Annotated in this window: 13 protein-coding genes and 2 pseudogenes; 11 read left to right on the forward strand and 4 right to left on the reverse strand. The window is 64.7% G+C overall.

The features are described from left to right. Positions 1-57: 57 nt before the first annotated feature. On the reverse strand, positions 58-795 hold the full coding sequence (locus tag M3330_RS04410; RefSeq protein WP_255027121.1) for a hypothetical protein: 738 nt from the start codon (positions 793-795) through the stop codon (positions 58-60). Between the two features lie 109 nt (positions 796-904). Between M3330_RS04410 and M3330_RS04415 the strand changes: the two genes are divergently transcribed. Further along, on the forward strand, positions 905-2,449 hold the full coding sequence (locus tag M3330_RS04415; RefSeq protein WP_255027123.1) for an HD domain-containing phosphohydrolase: 1,545 nt from the start codon (positions 905-907) through the stop codon (positions 2,447-2,449). 208 nt (positions 2,450-2,657) lie between these two features. Here M3330_RS04415 and M3330_RS04420 read toward each other — a convergent pair whose 3' ends face one another. Continuing rightward, the gene (locus tag M3330_RS04420; RefSeq protein WP_064061388.1) at positions 2,658-3,023 is read right to left on the reverse strand and encodes a VOC family protein; all 366 of its coding nucleotides are present in this window, start codon (positions 3,021-3,023) and stop codon (positions 2,658-2,660) included. A gap of 533 nt (positions 3,024-3,556) precedes the next feature. Here M3330_RS04420 and M3330_RS04425 point away from each other — a divergent pair. The 5 genes from M3330_RS04425 to M3330_RS04445 all read left to right on the forward strand — a co-directional run bounded on the left by M3330_RS04425 (position 3,557) and on the right by M3330_RS04445 (position 7,223). Further along, positions 3,557-3,769, forward strand: a complete 213-nt coding sequence (locus M3330_RS04425) for a hypothetical protein (protein WP_255027126.1) — start codon at positions 3,557-3,559, stop codon at positions 3,767-3,769. 362 nt (positions 3,770-4,131) lie between these two features. Next, positions 4,132-4,692 (forward strand): hypothetical protein, encoded by a 561-nt coding sequence (locus M3330_RS04430; protein WP_255027128.1) that lies wholly within the window; start codon positions 4,132-4,134, stop codon positions 4,690-4,692. 343 nt (positions 4,693-5,035) lie between these two features. Continuing rightward, complete coding sequence (locus M3330_RS04435) at positions 5,036-5,605, forward strand: hypothetical protein (RefSeq protein WP_255027130.1); 570 nt, start codon at positions 5,036-5,038, stop codon at positions 5,603-5,605. Positions 5,606-5,634: 29 nt separating this feature from the next. Further along, on the forward strand, positions 5,635-6,849 hold the full coding sequence (locus M3330_RS04440; RefSeq protein ID WP_255027132.1) for a hypothetical protein: 1,215 nt from the start codon (positions 5,635-5,637) through the stop codon (positions 6,847-6,849). Further along, a complete protein-coding gene (locus M3330_RS04445) occupies positions 6,846-7,223 on the forward strand; it encodes a hypothetical protein (RefSeq protein WP_255027133.1) in 378 nt (125 codons plus the stop codon). The genes M3330_RS04440 and M3330_RS04445 overlap by 4 nt, the downstream gene beginning before the upstream one ends. Before the next feature lie 32 nt (positions 7,224-7,255). Here the strand turns inward: M3330_RS04445 and M3330_RS04450 are convergent. After that, positions 7,256-8,624, reverse strand: a pseudogene (locus M3330_RS04450) (ISL3 family transposase). Between the two features lie 90 nt (positions 8,625-8,714). Between M3330_RS04450 and M3330_RS04455 the strand changes: the two are divergent. Next, positions 8,715-9,056, forward strand: a complete 342-nt coding sequence (locus tag M3330_RS04455; protein ID WP_255027134.1) for a hypothetical protein — start codon at positions 8,715-8,717, stop codon at positions 9,054-9,056. On the opposite strand, the pseudogene M3330_RS04460 reads toward M3330_RS04455, so the two are convergent. Then, positions 9,026-10,233, reverse strand: a pseudogene (locus M3330_RS04460) (IS3 family transposase). The gene M3330_RS04455 and the pseudogene M3330_RS04460 sit on opposite strands and share 31 nt — an antisense overlap. A gap of 44 nt (positions 10,234-10,277) precedes the next feature. Here M3330_RS04460 and M3330_RS04465 point away from each other — a divergent pair. From M3330_RS04465 to M3330_RS04480, 4 genes are all read left to right on the forward strand, one after another. After that, on the forward strand, positions 10,278-11,735 hold the full coding sequence (locus M3330_RS04465; protein WP_255027135.1) for a DNA/RNA non-specific endonuclease: 1,458 nt from the start codon (positions 10,278-10,280) through the stop codon (positions 11,733-11,735). 258 nt (positions 11,736-11,993) lie between these two features. Then, positions 11,994-13,538: a hypothetical protein gene (locus M3330_RS04470; RefSeq protein WP_255027136.1), complete on the forward strand. Its 1,545-nt coding sequence runs from the start codon at positions 11,994-11,996 to the stop codon at positions 13,536-13,538. Between the two features lie 202 nt (positions 13,539-13,740). Beyond that, complete coding sequence (locus tag M3330_RS04475) at positions 13,741-14,514, forward strand: helix-turn-helix domain-containing protein (RefSeq protein ID WP_255027137.1); 774 nt, start codon at positions 13,741-13,743, stop codon at positions 14,512-14,514. 218 nt (positions 14,515-14,732) lie between these two features. Beyond that, on the forward strand, positions 14,733-19,874 hold the full coding sequence (locus tag M3330_RS04480) for a DEAD/DEAH box helicase (RefSeq protein WP_255027138.1): 5,142 nt from the start codon (positions 14,733-14,735) through the stop codon (positions 19,872-19,874). Positions 19,875-19,877: the final 3 nt, after the last annotated feature.

Consider the following 19,877-nt stretch of genomic DNA (forward strand, 5'->3'; position numbering starts at 1 on the left):
ACGAAACCTTGCGGCACTTCTGCCCCAGAGGCTGTTACCGCCGGGAACACCCACCGATCACTCGCCGTCCGCATACACCGTGTCGGAGCGTGCCGGGTGGTGGCGCCGGGCGTCGAACGGTTCGAGCCAGACCTGCACCGTCGCGAACAGGCCGCGCTGCGGGAGCCGGAAGTCGCCGAAGCGGTCCTGGTGAGTCAGTGGACCTTCCGGTCCGAGATCCACTCCACCGACGACGGCACGCTCGGTGTGCGCGGCCCACAGTTGCCGCGGGTTGGCCCGGAACCACTGCCCGTTCGGCAGGTGCCCATCGAGCCGCATCCGGCCGGCGCCGAGCACCGGTCCGGCGACGCGACCCATCGCGGCCAGCACCGTCGGACTGTGCCAGAGGGCGTCGGGCATCAGACTGCCCGCCGCGTTCATGACGGTGGTCGCCGGCGAGGTCGTCATCCGGAGATCCCACTCCAGTTCGGTACCGACGGTCACGTGCAGGTCGGCGGGGCCGGTCCACTCGGCGCGCACGTCGGTCTGCTCGGTGCGGCTCAGCGCGCGACCGAGATAGCGCGGGCAGCTCAGCTCGGCCGGGACGTCGCTGTACACCGTCCACGTGCCGTCCGGGTCGCGATGCCATACCGATGTGAAGCCGTCGCCGATGCTGTTGGTCGGGAATCTGCGCAGCGCGAGATAGTGGCCGCTCGCGAACGGCGCGCCGATCACGGCGTAGCCGGCGAAACGCTCCCCGGAAACCCGGGGCAGTTCGCAGGACTGCTGGGCGGCTACGTGCGGGGTGATGGTCATGTCGTCCTCCTCGATTGCGGGTACTTCGATCCTGGGCTGACCACCTCCGCACGTCATGAGGCCGCTGCCTCATCTTTCGGACCGGGCATCGTGCGAGGACACTGAGTCCATGACGTCCACGGGCGACGGTCCGCGACGGGCGGAACTGGTCGCCGCGCTGTCCCTCGCCATCGATCTGGGTCTCGGGCAGCCGATGGAACACATGCTGCGCTCGGCAGTGATCGCCACACGCATGGCCGACCGGATGGGACTGAGCGCCGACCAGCGGGACGTCGTCTTCTACGCCAACCTAGTGGCCTGGATCGGATGCCACGCGGACTCCCACGAACTGGCACGGATGTTCGGCGACGACATCGCGTTCCGCGCCGATACCTACGCGGTGGACATGACGGGACTCCCCTTCTTCCGCATGCTGATGGGGCACAGCGGGCGGGGACTGCCGTACGCGGAGCGTTTCCTCCACGCCACGGCCTTCCTGTTCACCGCGCGCCGGCAGGTGTCCGATCTCATCCGGTCCCACTGCGGGTCCGCGAGTGTTCTCTCCGATCGCGTCGGGCTGGACCCTCGGGTGAGCGCGATGCTGACCTTCACCTTCGAGCGCTGGGACGGTGCGGGGCTACCTTCTGGCGTTCGCGGTGACGAGATTCCTGTCGAGATGCAGATCGTACAGTTGGCCGACGTCGCCGAGGTGTACGTCCGTCTCGGTGGGTCCGCGCAGGCGGTCGCTGTCGCTCGTGCGCGGAGCGGCACCCAGTTCGGCCCGCGCGTGGCGCAGGTGTTCGTCGACGACGTCGACGCGATCACGGCGGGTGTGCTCGAACAGGACGCGTGGTCGGCGGCGCTCGTCCAGGCGTCCGATCGTGACTACACACTGAGCAGACCCGAACTGGATGAGATGCTGCGCGCGATGGCCGACTTCGTCGACCTCAAATGTCCTTACCTATTGGGACATTCGAGGCGCGTGGCGGATCTGGCGGCGGCAGCGGGTCGGCAGCGCGGGCTTCCGGTCGCCGAGGTCGAACTCCTCTACCGCGCGGGTCTCGTGCACGGACTGGGACGGATGGGTGTGCCCAATCAGATCTGGGAGAAGGTCGGTCCGCTCACGACCGCGGAATGGGAACGGGTCCGCTTGTATCCGTATCTGACCGGACGGATCCTCAGCCGCGTCGGCGGGCTGGAGTCCGTCGTCGCCGTCGCAGTGACGCACCGCGAGCGACTCGACGGCTCCGGATATCCCGGCGCACTCCGGGCCGCCGATCTGAGCGTGACGGCGCGGATCCTCGCCGCCGCGGAGACCTATCAGCGGCTACGAGAGCCTCGACCGCACCGCAAGGCACTGACGGCCGAGGCCGCGGCGGCCAGGATGTGCCGCGACGCGCAGGCCGGCCTGTTCGACACGGAAGCGGTCGAGGCCGTGCTGCTCGCGGCGGGGCACCCGACGAAGCGACGCGCGCCCTGGCCTGCGGGACTGACGGGTCGCGAGGTGGAGATCCTCAGACTCGTCGCTCTGGGTTATTCGAACCGGCAGATCGCCGACGAGCTGGGTATCGCGCACAAGACGACGCGCAATCACGTCGAGCACGTGTACACGAAGCTCGACGTCCACAACCGCACCCAAGCAGGACTCGCCGCGATCGACCTCGGCCTGAGCTGATCCGTGTGGACTCAGCCTTGCTATCCGGGTCGAACCCACACAAAGCAGTGTCCGCCTCAGGCGATGCACCAGATGTATGCCGACGTGCTTCAGGACTGGGTACTTCCTCGCCTCCGCACGCGCCGGCGCGACGAGCCGGAAGATCTGGTGCTCTCGACCGTCATATACGCCGTCGAGAACACCGGATCGGAACGGCGTCCTCGTCCCCCTATCGCGTGTCGTCGGAGTGGCTGACGACGTTGACGACCGTGCCGTCCGGTGCGCGAACGAAGAACCGCCGCACTCCCCACGGTTCCATCGTCAGCGGATACACGATCTCGAACCCGCGACGCTGCGCCTCCTCGTAGGCGGCTTCCACCTCGTCGCCGACGTGGACGGAGATCGCCGAGTCCACGGGAGCCGATTCGTCACCGCTGACCAACTGGACGACGGCACGACCGTCGGGAGTGGTGAACCGCGCGACCCATCCGAGATTCATCTCCTCGACGCTCAGCCCCAGATAGTCCGCGTAGAAGCTCCGCGCCTCCCCGATATCCGGAACGTTGATATTCGTGGTGATGCCGGTCGGACGCATGCGGTCACTCCTTCGACGATCCTCGGTGGATTCGACCCGCTCAGCGGGGTTCATTCCACACAAATCGGGCTGATGGGTCATCTCGAATTCGAGTACACCACTACCCGCGCTTCGGAGTCCCGAGAATGAGTACGCAACCCGGACAGTGGCGGCTGTTGGACGAAGCCGAGGCTGCCGCACTCTCCCTGGCCGACGAATCGCACACCCCGCCCCGAGAAGGACGAACTCACCGTCCCTGTGCGAAAGTTCATCCGCACCAAGGGCGCCGACTACCTCGATGATCCGAACGTCTCGTCCGTCGGCGTCGGATACAGGCATGTGGACGGCAAACCCACCGGCGGGCTCGCCGTGCAGTTCACAGCGAATGAGAAGGTATCGGAGCCCGAAGCTCTCGAAGCATTGGGCGCCTCCCCCGCTTCCCGAGAGCATCACCGTGAACGGTGTGAAGGTTCCGACCGATGTGATCGAGAGGTCGTACGAACCCGCATTCCATCGCGTCCCGGAAGACGCGACTGGATCCGATCGTCCCGGGTGTGAGCGTCGGGCACACGAGTGTCAGTGCCGAGAACCTCGACCAGCTCGAGGTGCTCGACCTCGACGAGTTCCGGGTCTTCCACGTTCCGCTGGCCGAGATCGAACAGCGCGCACTGCTGCGGTTCCCGCAGGCCATGCGTGATGCGGATCTGCAGGTCGCGACGGAGGCGATCACCGAGCCACTGAATTCGGTGGCCGCCATCCACTGGTGACGGCTCGACAGACGTGGGATCGTTTGCGTCCCTTTAACTCTCGCGCGCTGAACCGAGGCTCGCTTCGCGTGTAGCGCGAACGAGCCTCGGTTCAGCGCGTCAAGTTGCGCCTGTTACAGTCGCCGCGCTGGTCTCGAGGGGGTCGAGATCAAGCCGAAGGGGGGCGCGTGAAGTCGTTTCTGCTGCGTAAGGTACTGCCGATAATCGGCGGGATAACAGCACTGTTGCTACTTCCTCGGGTGTCCTCGTTTCTCGGTCCCGAAGTCCCGTCCGTATCTACCTTGGTGCCGACCACCGTCGCGGCATCGGGCCCTTCCACACCGCAGACCACGCGACCTCCCCTTCCGGAGGGTTTTCCCTCCATGTTGTTTCCCCCACCGAAGATCGACGTCGAGCCAGGGCAACCGCAACCGATCGACACCAGATACGGCCTCACCTATGAGATTCCGGCGGACTGGAAGAACGACCACGGCGCTAGCTCCGGATGGTCCGGTGAGGAAGGCCATGCCGTCTACGGCAGCGTCGGTTCGTTCGGCTACAGGTCCTGTCCCGAAAAGGACGGAGGCTGGCTGGCGATATCCGGCGTGGCGGGCTCGCGAGATATCGACCTCGAAACCGTAGCTACCGAGAGGATCCGAGACGTCGAGTGGATCTTCGACGACAACGCCGGCACGCGGCCGACAGTCGAGTACGCCGCCCCCGTATGGTTCGAGATCGCTGACCGCCCCGCCGTTCGAATTTCCGCCCGTATCACTGATATTCCGCAGGTCAGCGGTTGCGAACCCGACGCCGCCAGGTTCGACATCGTTGCCACCCCGGGCTATGCGACGGCGCAGACCATGGTGTTGATGGTGCAGGTCAACGAAGGCGCGTACGATGTCGACGTCGCCGACGACATCATCGCAACGCTCCGACCGTCTTGATCGACTTTTGGACTCATTGACATGCAGCACTGTGCAGATCCCAGTCGATGGAGCTCTCGTCGAGTGCACTCGACGAGACGAACCGCGGCACCTGTTACAGTCTCCGCGCTGATCTCGAGGGGGTCGAGATCCAGTCGGGAGGGGGCACGTGAAGTCGTTTCTGTTGCGCACCGTACTGCCTATTGCAGGAGGGATAGCAGCAATCCTGCTGCTACCGCGGGTGTCCTCGATTGTCGGCCCTGACGTCCCCTCGGTTCCGACTTTGGTGCCGACTACCTCCGCGCCATCGGCACCGGTGGGTCCACGAGCCTCTCCCCCGCCATTGCCGGAGGGGTTCCCCTCGATGCTGCGCCCACCGCCTCAGGTGACCGCCGCTCCAGGTGCGCCGCAACCGATCAGCACGAGATACGGTCTTACATACGATATTCCGGCGGACTGGACCAACGACTACCGTTCTATCGCCGGATGGTCCAACGAGAACGACAAGGCCAGTTATGGAGCTGTCGGGTTCTTCGGTTACGGTTATTGCCCGGAGGAAGACGGGGGCTGGCTTGCGATCTCCGGCGCGGCAGGGTCGCGGGACCTGGACCTCGAATCGGTAGCGCAACAAGAGGTCCGCGCCGTCGAGTGGATTTTCGACGACAATGCCGGAACATTGCCGACGGTCGAGTACACCGGCCCTGTATGGTTCGAAGTCGCAGGGCGGCCTGCGGTCCGCGTCTCAGCCCTCGTTACCGATATCCCGCGAATCAGTTCGTGCGAACCAGGCTCGGCCCGCTTCGACGTCGTGGCGACGCCAGGTTACGCCACCGCAGAAACCATGGTGTTGATGGTCGAAGTCCACCAGGATATCGATGGCGCATACGACGGCGGGGTTGCAGACACCATCATTTCGACGCTTCGACCCACCTAACGAAGCGCATCAAGAAGACAGAAAGTGTCATGGGCGAAACATTCAAGGCAGCTCCCGAAGAAGTAGCCGGAGTCGCTGTGTTATTCGATGACATTGCCGACGACGCCTCGGCCTCCACCGACTACATACGTGCGGAATGCAGTGTTCAGCAAGGATTGGGCGCAGGTGTACTTGCACTATTGAGCGACCCTCTGGCAGCGACCGCGGACTTCATGTCTTCCCGGTACGGCGGCTTGGCGGCGGTTACTCGGTCGACCGGTGTGGAGCTCAACCGAGTTGCGTGGATGTACGCAGACCAAGAGGCCCAAACATATGACGCTCTCAACGCGAAAATATTGTTCGAAGAGCTGATCGACGCCCACTACGACTCGTACACCCCAGCGCCCGGCCCCGCAGCTCCGTTCCTCGACCCGGTGACTTACCGGAAGGCAGAGGAAGTAGACCTTCCGCTGTCCGAAGTAGGAGCCGAGGATATTCGGCAAGTCATCGCGGACGCAGCAGGTTGGCTCGGAGATGTAGACGACGCGATTCACGCTGCAGCGGGATGGAGTCCGCTCCTGCAGTTCGTGGAACCTTTGACGGGAAACTGGAACGAGCTGAAGCGTATCGGCGACGCATACCGCATTGCATCCGAAGGTATGGAGACGTGCGGTTCCAACGTCCGTGCAGGCTATGAACAGCTCGATCCGCATTGGGACGGTGCGGCCGCTCAGAGCTTCACCGAACACGCTGAACGCCAAGCAGCAGCTATGGAGTGGGAAGGCCCGGTAGGCAGAGTAGCGAAGGAGGTGTGTTTCTTCACCTCCGACAAGGTCAGGGATGCTGCAATCAGTGGGGTTCGGCGACTCGCCACGATGCTGGAAGCGGAAGTCTCACTCGAGAACACCACCCAGGCATTGAAGTTCGCCGTCAAGAAGATCCCCTGGATCGGCACGTACATCCAGGTGAACGCCATTGTCGAGATCATCAGACAAGCGGCTTCGCAGATCGATGATCTCGTCGATAGCGTGCGGGAGATCGTCGAGGCGCTCGAAGGATTCCTTGCGGCGATGGCATCTCCGTCCGGCTATCTCAACGAGAAGTTCGAAGAGAAGCTTGCACCGATAACCGACGCTTACAACGACACCAAGACCAAGGCCGAGCTGACCATGGACATCGCCCGCGTGGCCGATGCAGGCGATACGTACAACGCCCCCAAATCCGGCTATGCCGTCGGCGACGATCCCTGGGCGGATGCCGTATGAGGGACGTCCCGCTCCACCTGGAAGCAGCCGTCCGCAGGATCCAGGACGCCGGACAGGCCATCGACACCCGCCGCATCCGCGCCGACCAGGTGAGCAACGGTGACTGGGATATGCGCATCGACGTCGACGAAGCACTGATGAGCCGGCTCGCCGAAACCGACGCCGCATCCGACGCGCTCCGAGCCTTCGCGGCCCGCGTCGACGCAGGCACAGCCGAATGGCGCGACATCGAACGGATCCTTCGCACTCTCCCACCGGAGGTGATCGAACTGAAGGCATCGAAGCATTACCGCTGGCGTTGGGATCATCAGCCACCTGTCGCAACTCCGGTCGAGGACGAGCCAGGGCCGTACAGAATTCCCTGGCAGCGATGATCGACCATCACGTGCTTCGTGGCTTTTCGCAGTTAGCAGTGGCACTGGCGCCGGCTGGATGCGACCCGACGTGATCGTCGAGTGCAGGCCCACCGTACCCGGCGGCGTTGGTTCTCCGGGGTACGGAATCCGAACGCGATGCGGCCGACGTGCTTGACGATGCGGTTGTAGCCTTCACTGCGCGCATTCGACAGGCCGGTGGTGATCGCCAGGATCATCGGTTCCTGCCACGCCGAGACGGTCGTCGCCAGCTTGCCGATCTCCGGGACACGGCACGCCGCGCAGAACGTGTAGAACCGATACAGTCTGTCCCGGATCTCATGGCGAAGGCCACCACGATCGGTGCAGCGCAACACATCGCGCAGCAGTTCCTTCGCGATCCATGCCGCAGCGATGTCCCCGTGCGGGTCGGCGGAGGTCAGCTTCTCGAACAGGGCCGATCGTTGCTCATCGGTTAGGCGCTCCGCGGCCCGCAACAACCGTCGTCGATTGATCCATTCGACATCGCTCTTGCGGCCGCGCCGACCCCGCTCGGCCTGGGTGACCCTGCGCCGGACGGTATCGACCATCTCGTTGGCCTTCTTGACCAGGTGGAACCGGTCCACCACCAGTTGTGCGTGCGGCAGTGCCTCGCGCACCGCCTTCGCATACACCGACGACATGTCGATCGCGACATGGGTGATCTGTGCCTTCCACGTCTCGTCGCGGGCGTCGAACCAGTCGATCACCACCGCCGAGGTGCGTCCGTTGACCTGCGCCAGCAACCCTTGATCGCCGGTCAGGTCGACCAGTCCGGTGTCCCACCGGTCCACCCATCTCCGTTCCCCGGTCTCGGGGCAAGTTTCCCATTTCGCCTTCCCGCGTCGGGTCTCATCGATCCCGAGGACGACCACCGGTTCGGGTTCGTCGCCAAGGGCGGCGTCGGCGACCACGACGAGGTGCTCGTGGACGGTGTGCCAGGCGCACCCGTAGTCGCCCGCGACCGCGGACACCGACCGGTCCCCGTCGAGGACCGCCTCGACCAGCAGCGCCTTCGCTCGGGGCGTGACCCGCGCCCGGGACGGCACCCCCGGCGTCGACTCGGTGAACACCTTACGGTCACAGGAGGTATTGGTGCACAACCATTTCCGTTTCCGCCACACCAACAGCGGACGGTCGGGTCCGACCTGCACATCCCGCGGTCTGGTGGTGACCCAACCCTTCGAACGCGTGGACTTCTGCCCGCACTCCGGACAGACCCCGACCCATTCGGGTGCCGTCGCGATCTGCACGATCCGGCTGCCCTCGACCGTGCGCTGCACCGATTCGACGACGAGGCCGTCGAGATCGAGCAGCAATGAACTACCGTGGTGCATGCCCGCGTTCCTTGCTGTCCTGGATGCCTGAGAACACCCAGCTCACAAGGGCGCGGGCCCTTTTTCAATCACCGACACGGCAACGGGGTCGATCGGCACCAGCCCCTACCAAGTGCGAAGAGCCGGTTACAAACACGTGGACGGCAAACCGACCGACGAGCTCGCCGTGCAGTTCACGGTGAACGAGAAGGTATCGGAGCCCGAGGCTCTCGAAGCACTGGGCACCTCCCCGCTTCCCGAGAGCATCACCGTGAACGGTGTGGAGGTTCCGACCGATGTGATCGAACGATCGTACGAACCCGCATTCCGCCGCGTCCCGGAGGCAGCGACGCCGCCCCGCAAGACGCGGCTGGATCCGATCGTTCCGGGTGTGAGCGTCGGGCACACGAGTGTCAGTGCCGGGACGATCGGATGCGGGCGTTCCCCCAGAGATGTGGACACCAGTTTCTATGCGGCGGTGGCCAGCGTAGCCGATTGATGTTCGAAGTCGATCGGACAGATTTGACCGAGGGTGGAGTGCCTTCGTTTCGTGTTGTAGCGCGTGCCCCAGCGGAACACGGCAGTACGTGCTTCACCGGCACCGTTCCAGCGTTTGCGGCCCTGCAGCGTCTCCCGTTTCAACGTCGCGTTGAACGACTCCGCTGCAGCGCCCACCGCCGACGTCCCGACCGCACCCCGCGACCGGATCACTCCCAACTCCCGGCACACGGCGGCGAACTCCGTCGACGCGTATTGGGCCCCATTGTCGCTGTGAAAGATTGCGCCGCCCAACCCACCGGCACCGCGCACCGACGCGGCCGCCCGCAGCGCATCGGTGACCAGCTCGGTGCGCATACGGTCGGCAATCGACCACCCTGCCAGACGCTTGGAGTGCAGGTCCAATACCGTTGCCAGATAGAGGAATTTGCCGTCACCGACCGGGAGGTACGTGATGTCCCCGACGTAGCGGGTGTTCGGTGTGCTCGCGGTGAAGTCCCGCTGAATCAAATCCGGGACCGCAGCCGCGTCCGGGGCGGGCACGGTGGTGCGCACCGGTTTGCGCAGGTGGACCCCGACGATCCCGTGCTCGCGCATCACCCGCTCGACCCGTTTGTGGTTCACCTCGAGTCCGGCCTCACGCAGCTCCGCGGTCGTAGGTGTCGTCGGAGTCGGCGTGGATAACGCGGATCTGCTCGGCCAACTCCTGATCGGCGCGGGCGCGTTCGGTCCGGGCCGGCGCCGAGGCCCGCCATCGGTAGAAACCGCCAGCGGGACACCTCGAGGATCTGGCACAGCCACTTCACCGGGAAGGTGTTGCGGTGGTCGTCGACGAACTTCGAAGCGGCTCACCAATTCGTCTCGCCCGCGAAATATTTCGCGGCCCTGCGCAGGATCTCCCGTTCCGGCTCGAGCTTCCGGATCTGCGCTCTGAGCTGCTTGTTCTCTTCTTCCAACACGGACTCGGACGATACCTCGAGCCCTGAGCTCAGGGTCCTGGGTGGACGTGGGGTCTCGGATGTACCAGTTCGTTTACGTTCGGCGCGTACCCAGTTGCGTAAAGTTTCTCGGCTGATCCCCAGGTCCTTGCCGATGCCCCCATAGGTGTGGTTCGGGTCGGACAGGTACAGCGCGACGGCATCGGCCTTGAACTCTGCCGAGTATGCCTTCATCGCCATCAGTGACATCTCTTCCTCTGGATCCTCACGATCCAGTGTTCACGATGTCCTCACTTCTGGGGGAACTCCCTGCCGTCTACGACGTCGACAACCATACCCCGTACATGCTCAGCAACTGGCACGTGCTGCACAACGCGACCGGTCGGGTGGGTGACACGATCGTCCAACCCGGTCCGCACGACGACAACCGCATCGACGACAACCGGGTAGGACGACTTGTGCGGTCGCACCTGGGGCCGGCCGGGGACTGTGCCGTGGCGACGGTCGAGGATCGGCAGTTCGATCCGGAGATCTGTGGGCTCGGCGTGGTCCCGGACGCGATCGGGGAACCCGAGCTCGGCGACAAGGTGATCAAGAGTGGTCGTACCACCGGCATCACCCACGGTCTGGTGCGTCGTGTCGATGTGATCGCCAAGATCACGTATCGAGGGGTCGGCACGAAGTCCATCGGTGGGTTCGAGATCGGACCCGACCCGAAGCACCCGGCAGCCGACGGTGAGATCAGCAGCGGCGGCGACTCCGGAGCGGCGTGGATGTTCCGATCCGGAACCGGCGCGGCGACCACCGTCCTCGCCGGTCTGCATTTCGCCGGCGAGGCCAACGGCAACTCCGACGAACACGCATTGGCGTGCCTGCCGCAGTCCGTCTTCGAGAAGCTGGGTGTAACTCTCACCCCGCCGGCCTCGGAAGAGGCGGTCGCGGCCGTCGGCTACGACCCGAACTTCCTGTCGACGCCCGTCCCGCTTCCCGAAGTAACGGCCGAGGTGAAGCCCGACATCGCGAAGGCGAACGACGGGTCCGAGGTGCTGCACTACACGCACTTCTCGCTGACGATGCGGAAGTCGCGCCGGTTCGCGGCCTGGGTGGCGTGGAACATCGACGGCGGATCCATGAAGAAGCTCAGCCGCAAGAACATCGACTTCGTGAAGGATCCACGCCTGGCAGCGGACGCCCAGGTCGGCAACGAGCTGTACCGAGCGAACCGACTCGATCGCGGGCATCTCGCACGACGGGCCGACCTGCTGTGGGGCAGCACGAGCGAGGCGAAGAAGGCGAACACCGACTCGTTCTTCTACACCAACATCACCCCGCAGATGGACGACTTCAACCAGAGCGCCCGCGACGGCGTCTGGGGCAAGCTCGAGGACGCGGTCTTCGCAGACGTGGACGTCGATGATCTGAAGGTATCGGTGTTCGGCGGTCCGGTGTTCGCGGACGACGACCGCGAGTTCCGGAGGGTGAAGATCCCCCGCGAGTTCTGGAAAGTGCTCGTGTTCGTGGAGAACGGCGAGCTCAAGGCCCGAGGCTTCCTGTTGAGCCAGAACCTCGACCAGCTCGAGGTGCTCGATCTCGACGAGTTCCGGGTCTTCCAGGTGCCGTTGACCGAGATCGAACAGCGCGCACTGCTGCAGTTCCCGCAGGCCTTGCGTGATGCGGATCTGCAGGTCGCGGCGGAGGCGATCACCGAGCCGCTGGATTCGGTCGCCGCCATCCAGTGGTGACGTGGTGGAGGGTTCGTAGACCAGCTGACCGTGGTCTTACCTCCGGTCCGTCTGCGTCGGTATAACTCTCGCGCGCTGAACCGAGGCTCGCCGCGCGTGTAGCGCGAGCGAAGCTCGGTTCAGCGCGTTGATAGGCGCCCTACTACAGTCTCTGCACTGATCACCAACCACGCTGTTACGTTCGTCCCCTTTGCGGCGATGTCCGAACCGCAGGGTAGTTTCCCGGTCCGTCGGGGCCGATCGGAGGAGAACAGGCAGATGAGCGAGTTGGTAGGGGCTACGGGCACGGATGTCGTCCCGATGGACGAACAACCCGATACGGATCTGACGCTGTGCGTCGAGCCGGAAGGACTGCTGGTCTGTGGCGATCAGAGTGTGGTCACCAAATACATCGCGCAGCTTCGCCTCCTCACCGAAGATGCCATCGAGACAGCCGATATCTCCCCCACCATGGCCGGCCACGCAGCCGCGGCCGCTGCAGGCGGTTGGTCCTTGGCAGCCCAGGCGGGAGAATTCGTCCGGCTGGCCCCGAAGACCGTAAAGAATCTGCAGAGCAACCATGCCATCCCCACCGGGGATGGATACTTCCACGGAGTCCTGAGGAACTCCGCCGGGAAGTTCAGTCACCAGGTGCAATGGCAACCAGCAAACCTGGCGCCCGCCAAACTTCTGTCCGTTCAGATGTTCGCCGTACAGGTGGCGCTCGCCACCGCAATCGACTCGGTTCAGCAATCGATCGAGCGGGTCGAGGGCAAAGTCGAGCGCGTACTGGCATTGGCCGAAGCATCGCGGGCGGGTGACGTCCGCGGCCACTACGTCGTGCTCGAGCGCCTCGTCGGACGGCTCGACGAACACCACGTCCTCACCAATACCGACTGGGAATCCGTAGCCGGGCTGGGCCCGGAACTCATACGGACCATCGAACAACTCCGCGAACACATCAAACGTACCCTCGCCGGTTTCGACCCGACCAAACCGATCAACGAACGTGCCGATTACCTCAGGCGAGCCGTGGAGGACAACCGCCTCGGCGAAACCCTGCATCTCCTGGTGGTCAGTGAGCAGTCGCTGTACCTGTGGCAGCGGTTGCGTATCGCGCGGGTACAGGCAGTCGAGCCCGAGCACCTCGAGGTGGTGCTCGCCGACGCCCGTGACCTGCTCGCCAAGCACACCGCGCAGGACGGCAGGCTCCTCAATCACGCGCGGGAACACTTGTCCGAGTATTCGCGAATGAACCGCCTCGACGGATTTCGCTGGGGCGCAACACACAACCTCGCGCACGACATCACCCAACTTCGAAGCGATCTCGACGGCTTCGCACTGGCCAGAGGCCAACAGGTCTCGGAGTGGGTCGACCCCGAAAAGCCGACGGTCGGCGATGCCCTGGCAGAAGTCGGCAGCATCGCCGTCGCGGCGGGTGGTTCCGCCGCTTCTGCAGCCGGTAGGGCCATCGGAGCGGGAGCAGGTTTGCTCGGTCGAGCCGTCGGCAACCTGGTCGGTGCCGCAGGTAACGACGCCGGAGACAAGGTCATTGTCGAGGAGTGGGTCAGCCCCGGTAGCACCGGTGCCCTATACGAACACATGTGCAACGGCCTGCTGAAGGAGGGAGACGAACTGCGCTTCCACGACCCTCGAACAAACGCATCTCACGTCGCCACGGTGACGGCCGCCGGGAACATCACCGTCGAAGGACACACGTACTCGGACCCGTCAGCTCCTCTGATCGAGAGGGTCGACCGCGCCCGCAACGGCTGGCGCGACTGGAAGCTGACCGACGGCCGTTCGCTGCGCCACCTGGGGTAAGCCCAATATCGGCCCGGATGTTCGCTGCGCCCGACGTAATCCGTTGGACGCGGCGAACATCCGTCGCATCCTTGCGCTTTCTGTACACGTGATGCCATGATCTCGAGATCGTCACCGATCCGCGTGACGTCACAAGTGAAGAAGGCCCGCCAGGAGCGGCAACTCCCGACGGGCCGGATGTCCGACTGAACAGGAGTCGAACGTGGGCCAGAATACCCTGGCCGGCGGCGTGCGTCGTGGACCGCGCCTTGCCGGCAACTTCACCATCCTCAGCAACGCCGTCATCAACGACGAGCGCCTCTCCTTCCGAGCACGCGGCGTACTCATCTGGCTGTTGTCCAAACCGGACGACTGGCGCACCCGCTCCGACTCGATCGCGGGGCACTCCCCCAAGGAAGGCCGCGACGCGATTCGCTCCGCACTCCGCGAACTCGCAGAACTCGGGTATCTGATCCGGGAAAAGATTCAGAACGAGCGCGGCCAGTGGATCACCATCCAAACGATCTACGAAGAACCCGTCACCGGCCCGACGCCTGAAAAACCGACTTGCGGTGCGGCGGACAACGGAAAGCCAGGCGATCTTTTAAGTACTGATCTTCCAAGGACGAAAACAAACACCGCGCCTCGCGTTGCGACCGCATCGCTCAGTCCAGCAGTAGCCGGCCTGGCAGAAGCATGCAGGGAAGCGGGATTGTCTGCGATCTTCACCTACATAAAGCCTGAGGTCGCGGCAGCCATGGAAGCACTGATCGAGACGCACGGGGTCCCGAAGCTGGTCGCGACCGCGAAAGCCGCGCACCGCCCCGCGAACCCCATGAGATACGCGCAGGCGTGGCTACCGCTGTGGCAGGGATTGGCGGTGCCGCGGGTCGTGCCTGAGAAATGCGACGGGTGCGACGAGTACGGGTGGCTACCGGATGACGAGCACGGGCGGGCGGTGCGGTGCCCGTGCCGTAGTGCTGACCTCGTTGCATAGCGCGCGCCAAGCACCTGATACCGGCCGTCCGAGGTCGCGTCCAAGTTGCAGAGCAACACACGGGGGCACGTGTCACATTTCGCCCCCGAGAAACGACTAAGTTGTTAGCCAGACAGACGTCCAGGAGATGCACCTTTGATCATGCTGAAATCGCCACCTGCGCTTGTACCTCTCACCGCCGGTCGCCTGCGATTCTGCGGCGCGTGTGAGTGACTGAGATGGATATTTTCGACGTACACCGCCAATTGGTGGACGACTACCGATCCTTCACCACCGCCGCTGTCGATGTGCGTGACCCCCGCCTGAAACAGCATGTCGACGAACTGGTGGCACGCGGCGAGCAATGGCCCGAGCCGTGGCTGGCGCTCAATCCGTTGTTCGCCCGCGGCGGCGCGATCGGCGACCTGGTGACCGAGGGGCTTCTACACCCCGAATGCGAACGGATCTTCCGCCCCAAGTCGGACTCTTCCGATCGGGGTGCCCGAGCGATCACGCTGCACAAGCACCAGCGTGAGGCAGTCGAGGCGGCACGCACGGGCCTGTCGTATGTGCTCACCACGGGCACCGGGTCGGGTAAGTCGCTGGCCTACATCATTCCGATCGTCGATCGGGTGCTCCGCATGCCCGAGCGCACTCCCGGGGTGAAGGCGATCATCGTCTACCCGATGAACGCACTCGCGAACAGTCAAGTCGGCGAGCTCGAGAAGTTCCTGCGGTACGGGTACGCGACGGGTGCCGAGCCCGTGACGTTCGCCCGATACACCGGGCAGGAGAAGGGGGAGGAACGCGAGCGGATCCTGCGCGATCCGCCGGACATCCTGCTGACGAACTACGTCATGCTCGAGTTGGTTCTCACCCGCCCCGAAGAGCGCAGGCGCCTGGTGCAGGCGGCGCAGGGCTTGCAGTTCCTCGTTCTCGACGAGCTTCATACCTATCGAGGCCGGCAAGGCGCGGATGTCGCGATGCTGGTTCGGCGCGTGCGCGATGCCTGCCAATCGCCGGACCTGCAGTGTGTCGGCACGTCGGCGACGATGGCGAGTGCTGGCACCGTCGACGACCAGCGCAATGTCGTCGCGCAGGTGGCGAGCCAGATCTTCGGGGCTCCGGTCACCGCCGATCGGGTCATCGGGGAAACACTTGATCGAGCCACCCTCGGCGATCCGAGCGACGTTGCGGGTCTAACCGTCGACGTCCGACGTGGCGGCGCCCGAGGGGACTACGACGCACTCGCCTCCTCCGCCCTCGCTACCTGGATCGAGTCCACCTTCGGTTTGGACGAAGAGCCCGAGACCGGCCGAATCGTGCGTCAGCAGCCTGCACGGGTCCGCGAGTCTGCAGCTAGGCTGGCGGCGCAGACGGCATGCACCGTCGACGAGTGCGAACAGGCAATCCGCGCCACCCTGCTCGCGGGATCGTCGGTTCGGCATCCGGAGACTCATCGACCGTTGTTCGCCTTCCGGTTGCACCAATTCTTCTCGAAGGGCGACACGGTATACGTCTCGATCGAGCCGCAGGACCGGCGGCACGTCACCTCGACGTATCAGGTAGCCGTTCCAGGCGACGCCGACAAGGCGTTGATGCCGCTGGCATTCTGCCGCGAGTGCGGCCAGGAGTATCTCGTCGTGGCGCGCACCGACGACCACGGCACGGTTCGTTACCGGCCGCGCCGCGACCGCGATGCCAGCGGTGGCGACGAGGCCAACGGCTATCTTTACGTATCTGCCGACCAACCATGGCCCGCGGACCCGTTGGCCGAGGGACGGTTCCCCGAATCCTGGCTCGCGGATGGACAGGTACTCGACCGGCTGCGCAAATACCAGCCGCGGCTGGTACGCGTCGATGTGTCCGGAGCGGAATCCCCCGACGGCCTGATCGCCGCATACGTGCCGTCCCCGTTTCGATTCTGCCTACGCTGCAAGGTCTCCTACGAGCAGAGCCGTGGCAGCGACTTTGCGAAGCTCGCCACGCTCGATGCCGAGGGCCGCAGTTCGGCGGTATCGGTGATCAGTGCAGCGATCGTCCGAGCGTTGAAGCAACTGCCAGCGGATGAACTCGACGAGGATGCGCGGAAGCTACTCACGTTCGTCGACAATCGGCAGGACGCCAGCCTACAGGCCGGACATTTCAACGACTTCGTGCAGATCACGCAGTTGCGAGGTGCCCTGTACCGGGCGGTGAGCACATCTCCGCTTCGGCACGACGACGTCGCCCAGCGCGTCGTCGAAGCATTGGGGTTGGACTTCGCGGATTACGCGCTGCACCCTGACGCGGTCTACGGCCCGCGCACAGCCGCCCAACGCGCGTTCAAGGAGTTCATCGAGTACCGCCTCTACACCGACCTCCAGCGCGGGTGGCGGGTCACGATGCCGAATCTCGAACAGACCGGCCTGCTGCGCATCGATTACGAGTCTCTGCGGGAAATCGCCGCCGACACCCACCTGTGGGACGACTGTCCTGCAGCGCTGCGTGATGCACGCCCCGGTGAGCGCGAGGATCTGGGCCGTATCGTTCTGGACGAGTTCCGGCGCGAGCTTGCCATCGACGTGTACTGCCTCACCGAAGATGGTCACGGGCGCCTCCGACGGCAATCCGAGCAACATCTGACGGGACTCTGGTCGCTACCTCCCCGGGAGCCTGCTCCTCCTTTGGCATCGGTGTCGACCCGCACGGGTGCACCGGGCCGGCCCCGGGCGGAGGTTCGCTTGACGGGCCGTTCCGCATTGGGCAAATTCCTCAGGGAACGCAGCGGTCTGACCAATCCGGATGGCTCATCGCTGGATACAGCCGACGCCCAGGAGATCATCGAGCATCTCCTCGTTGTCTTCGAACGAACCGGATTGCTCACCAAAATCGACCTCCCGAAGCAGGACGGCCCGAGCTATCGGCTGAAAGCATCGGCGTTGATCTGGACCGTCGGTGACGGCCGCACCGCAGCCCCCTCACCACTACGGATGAGCGTAGATCCGGAGCGCGGTGCCCGGATCAATCCGTTCTTCCGCGATCTCTACAGCAACACAGCGATGACATTGGCCGGCCTGCACGCACGGGAGCACACCGCGCAGGTGAATACGTCTGCTCGACAGGACCGTGAAGACCGTTTCCGTTCCGGCGAGCTTCCATTGCTGTTCTGTTCTCCCACGATGGAACTGGGCGTGGACATCGCAAGCCTCAACGCGGTCGGACTACGCAACGTTCCGCCGACGCCGGCGAACTACGCCCAGCGCAGCGGCCGCGCCGGCCGATCCGGGCAGCCGGCGCTGGTGGTCACGTACTGTGCTACCGGAAACGCGCACGACCAGTACTACTTCCGGCGTTCGCGCGACATGGTTGCCGGGTCCGTCGCAGCCCCGCGACTCGACCTGACCAACGAATCGCTTCTCGCTTCGCATCTGCACGCGTTGTGGCTCGCCGAGACCGGGGCGGACCTGCGCACCCGGATGCCTCAGCTTCTCGATCTGGACGCGGAGGGGATGCCTCTGCTGCCCGACTTGGCGCGCGCACTCACCGACCAAGACACCATCCGTCGCGCGACCGATCGCGCACGTGCGGTCGTTGCCCCGCTTCACAGCGAGCTACGCACCTCCGCGTGGTGGCATGAGGGTTGGGCCGAAGCGGTGATCGCGGCAGCGCCGAGGTCGTTCGACAGTGCGTGTGACCGGTGGCGCGAGCTGTATCGAGCGGCGCTCGCCGATCAGCAGGAACAGAACCGGATCGTGCTCGATACATCCGTCTCCGCAAGGGCCCGAGCCGGCGCCGAAGCCCGTCGGCGCGAGGCGGAGAGTCAGCTTCGGTTGCTGCGCAACGAGGATTCGGATCGCGGACATTCGGATTTCTACACCTACCGATACTTCGCTTCCGAGGGGTTCCTGCCTGGTTACAGCTTCCCGAGGCTTCCGCTCGCCGCCTACATTCCCGGGGTTCGTGCCTCCGGCGCCGGAATGGACGGAGGCGACTACCTGCAGCGCCCGCGGTTCCTCGCGATCAGCGAGTTCGGCCCGGGCGCGCTCATCTACCACGAGGGTGCGCGTTACGAGGTGCGCCGGGTTCAGGTGCCGATGGCTTCCGGTGGCGTGGGCACCGTCGACCTTCAGGACGCGCGTCGCTGCGATGAGTGCGGCTACCACCACGTGCGGCAAGCCGGCGTCGATGTGTGCGAGAACTGTGCTGCACCCCTGGGGGTTCCGCGCTACAACTTGATGCGGATGCAGACGGTCTTCACGCGACGCCGCGAACGGATCTCGTCCGACGAGGAAGAACGGCGCCGCGCGGGCTTCGAGCTCGAGACGTCGTTCCGGTTCAGCCAGTCCGGCCCTCGCCTGAGCCGCCTCGATGCCGAAGTCGTTGGAGGTGACGGTCCGATTGCGTCCCTCACTTACGGCGATACCGCCGTGGTGCGGGTGACCAACCTGGGTCGGCGTCGCCGCAAGAATCCGAACGAACTGGGTTACTGGCTCGACACCGTGAAGGGCAATTGGCTCAGCGAGAAGGACGCCACGGACACGACCCCACAGGATGAGGATCTCGAGGACGCGGCCGACACACCGACGAAGCAGAAGGTGATCCCGTTCGTCGAGGACACCCGCAACATTGCGGTGCTGCGCCTGACTGCACCTGTCGACGAGGTCGTCGCGACCACACTGCGATACGCGCTCGAGCGCGGCATCGAGGCTGAATTCCAGCTCGAGGATTCCGAACTGTCGAGTGAGGCGATGCCGGACACGCAGGAGCGGTCCCGGATGTTGTTCACCGAATCTGCAGAAGGTGGCGCGGGTGTGCTGCGCCGTCTGCACGGCGAACCCGACGCACTGCCGCGCGCCGCGCGCCGCGCGCTGCAGATCGCGCATTTCGACGTCGACGGCAACGACCTCGACCAAGCGGAGGGCGCGACCGAACGGTGCGAAAAAGCTTGCTACGACTGCTTGCTCTCGTACAGCAACCAGTCGGACCACCAGCGGATCGATCGGCATGCGGTGCGCGCGTTGCTACTCGAACTGGCCGGTAGTCGCACCGCGACGGACACCCCGGCGGGTGTCGGAACGGGTGCTGCCGACGGGTTGCGGGGCGAGTGCCGGTCCGAAGCCGAGCGGGCATTCGTGGACTTGCTGGTCGAGCACGAGTTCACGCTCCCCGATGGAGTTCACGAAACCATCGGCTCGGTGTCTGTCGACTTCGTGTTCCGCAGCGACAACAGCCCCACCGCGGTGTTCGTAGATGACGGCACTCCAGGTTCCGGCAGGGATCACACCGCCGAGGATGATCTGATGGATCTCGGCTGGTCCGTCGTCCGGTTTGGTCCGGGTGACGATTGGCTCGACGTGCTGCGTTCGCACAGTTATGTGTTCGGCGAGGGAAGGAAGTAGGCG

The organism is Rhodococcus sp. GA1, from assembly GCF_024321955.1.
In the GTDB taxonomy this organism is placed as follows: Bacteria; Actinomycetota; Actinomycetes; order Mycobacteriales; family Mycobacteriaceae; genus Rhodococcus; species Rhodococcus pyridinivorans.